The sequence below is a fragment of the Stenotrophomonas sp. UBA7606 genome (genome assembly GCF_002477705.1).
In the GTDB taxonomy this organism is placed as follows: domain Bacteria; phylum Pseudomonadota; class Gammaproteobacteria; order Xanthomonadales; family Xanthomonadaceae; genus Stenotrophomonas.
The window spans coordinates 1-3,179 of record NZ_DLJW01000095.1 but is presented as its reverse complement, the minus strand read 5'-3'; the positions used below and the strand labels follow the sequence as shown (position 1 = coordinate 3,179).

Sequence of the window (3,179 nt, the reverse complement as noted above, 5' to 3'; positions counted from 1 at the left end):
GCAACCTTGCGCAGAGCCGAGTTCGGCTTCTTCGGGGTGGTGGTGTAGACACGGGTGCAGACGCCACGGCGCTGCGGGCACTTGTCGAGCGCCGGCGAGGCACTCTTGTAGGTGGTCGCTTGCCGCGGCTTGCGGACCAGCTGGTTGATCGTCGCCATCAGTAGGTTCTTCTGATTGGGGCCGTAAAAACGGCCAAGGATGCGGAAAATGTAAAGCAGGCCCAAATTTTAGGCCTGCTGAGACAGACGATTGTAGCAACCTGTCAAGAACGCAGTCAAACGCGCACCTTTCAGGCCGGCCCTGATCCAGAGCCGTTACAGGGGGGCCTCCATGTACCCCGTTCAGGTCGAACTGCCGGCCCGCAAGCGGGCCGGCCGATCTAACTATTACTCCTCGCCACCAGCAGCCTGTTCAGCTTCCGGTGCCGCGACCTCCACTTCCGCCACCGCGGCCGGAGCGGCCAGGGTTGCGATTTCCGACTCGGTCAGGCCGGAGGCGCCACGACGGCGCTTGGAATGGTAAGCCAGGCCGGTACCCGCCGGGATCAGGCGGCCGACGATGACGTTTTCCTTCAGGCCGCGCAGGTTGTCCGAGGTGCCGCGGACGGCAGCTTCGGTCAGCACGCGGGTGGTTTCCTGGAACGACGCGGCCGAAATGAACGATTCGGTGGCCAGCGACGCCTTGGTGATGCCCAGGAGGACCGGGTCGAACTGCGCCGGCAGTTCGTTGCGGGCGACAAGTTTCGCATTTTCCTCGATGACGCGCTGGCGTTCCGCCTGCTCGCCGTTCAGGAACTTGCTGCTGCCCTGGTCGGTGATTTCCACCTTGCGCAGCATCTGACGCGAGATCACTTCAATGTGCTTGTCGTTGATCTTCACGCCCTGCAGGCGGTACACGTCCTGGATTTCCTTGACCAGGTAGCGGGCCAGCTCTTCCACGCCCTTCAGGCGCAGGATGTCCTGCGGGCTCGGCTCGCCGTCCACCACGGTTTCACCGCGGGTCACGTGCTCACCTTCGAACACGATGATCTGGCGGTACTTCGGAATCAGCTCTTCGTGCTCCGAACCATCGGTGTCCTTGATGATCAGGCGCTGCTTGCCCTTGGTGTCCTTGCCGAAGCTGATGATGCCCGAACGCTCGGCCAGGATCGCCGGATCCTTCGGCTTGCGGGCTTCGAACAAGTCGGCAACGCGCGGCAGACCACCGGTGATGTCACGGGTCTTGGACGCTTCCTGCGGGATCTTGGCAACCACGTCGCCCACGCCTACCGGCGAGCCATCCTGCAGGTTGACGATCGAGCGCGGCGGCAGCAGGTACTGGGCCGGCAGGTCGGTGCCCGGGATGGTCAGGTCATTGCCCTTGCCATCGACGATGCGGACCAGCGGACGCAGATCCTTGGCCTGCGAGCCACGACGCTTCGGATCGGTGATTTCGCGCGAAGCCAGGCCGGTCAGTTCATCGGTCTTCTCGATGACGGTGATGCCGTCGACGAAGTCGATGAAGCGCACGAAGCCGGCCACTTCCGACACGATCGGGTGGTTATGCGGATCCCAGTTGGCCACGGTCTGGCCAGCCTTGATCTCGGCACCGTCCTTGACGTTGATGGTGGCACCGTACGGCAGCTTGTAGCGCTCACGCTCACGGCCGTGCGGATCGAGCACGGAGATTTCGCCCGAACGCGACACCGCCACCAGCGAACCACTGGTCTGCTCGACGTGCTTGAGGTTGGAGAACTTCACCGAACCGGTGGTCTTGACGGTGATGTTGTCGACCGCAGCCGCACGCGATGCCGCACCACCGATGTGGAACGTACGCATGGTCAGCTGGGTACCCGGCTCACCGATCGACTGTGCGGCAATGACGCCGACGGCTTCACCGATGTTGACGATGTGGCCGCGGGCCAGATCGCGGCCGTAGCAGCGCGAGCACACGCCGAATGCCGACTCACAGGTGATCGTCGAGCGGACCTTGATGGTCTGCACGCCGGCTTCTTCCAGCTTGTTCACCCACTGCTCGTCGAGCAGCGTGTTGCGGGTGACGATCGGATCCTCGTCATTGCCCGGCAGGAACACGTCTTCGGCCACAACACGGCCCAGCACGCGGTCCTTCAACGGCTCGACCACGTCGCCGCCTTCCACGATCGGGGTCATGGTCAGGCCCTCGACGGTGCCGCAGTCGACTTCGGTGATCACCACGTCCTGTGCCACGTCGACCAGACGACGGGTCAGGTAACCCGAGTTCGCCGTCTTCAACGCGGTATCGGCCAGACCCTTACGGGCACCGTGGGTGGAGTTGAAGTACTCCTGCACGTTCAGGCCTTCACGGAAGTTCGCCTTGATGGGCGTTTCGATGATCGAGCCGTCCGGACGCGCCATCAGGCCGCGCATGCCGGCCAGCTGACGGATCTGCGCCTGGCTACCACGGGCACCGGAGTCGGCCATGATGTACAGCGAGTTCATCGACTTCTGGTCGACGGTCTTGCCTTCGGCGTCCTCGACCTTCTCGGTACCGATGGTTTCCATCATCGCCTTGGCGATGCGCTCATTGGTGCGCGACCAGATGTCGACCACCTTGTTGTAGCGCTCGCCGGCGGTGACCAGACCGGACTGGTACTGCTCCTGGATTTCCAGCACTTCCTGCTCGGCTTCGCCCAGGATGCCCTTCTTCTCGTCCGGGATCAGCATGTCGTCGATACCGATCGACACGCCGGCGCGGGTTGCGTAGGCATAACCGGTGTACATCAGCTTGTCGGCGAACACCACGGTGTCCTTCAGACCCAGCAGACGGTAGCTCTGGTTGATCAGGCGCGAGATGTTCTTCTTGGTCATCTCGGTGTTGCACAGCTCGAACGGCAGGCCTTCGGGCATGATCTCGCTCAGCAGCGCACGGCCAACGGTCGTGTCCTGGATCGAGGTCTTCTTGACCTTGTTGCCTTCCTCGTCGCGCTCGATGTGGGTGATGCGCACCTTCACCTTGGCGTGCAGCTCGACCAGACGGTTGTCATAGGCACGCTTCACTTCGTCGGTGTTGGCAAACACCATGCCCTCGCCCTTCTTGTTCACCAGGGCGCGGCTCATGTAGTACAGGCCCAACACCACGTCCTGCGACGGCACGATGATCGGCTCGCCGTTGGCCGGCGACAGGATGTTGTTGGTGGACATCATCAGCGCACGCGCTTC

1 protein-coding gene and 1 pseudogene are annotated in these 3,179 nt (G+C 62.9%); both read right to left on the bottom strand.

What is annotated here, in order from left to right:
* A pseudogene (gene rpsL, locus B2527_RS12115) lies at positions 1 to 158 on the bottom strand (30S ribosomal protein S12); the annotation flags it as partial.
* Between the two features lie 228 nt (positions 159 to 386).
* Positions 387 to 3,179 (bottom strand): DNA-directed RNA polymerase subunit beta' (locus tag B2527_RS12110; protein WP_293713850.1); only part of this gene is annotated, 2,793 nt, incomplete at its 5' end.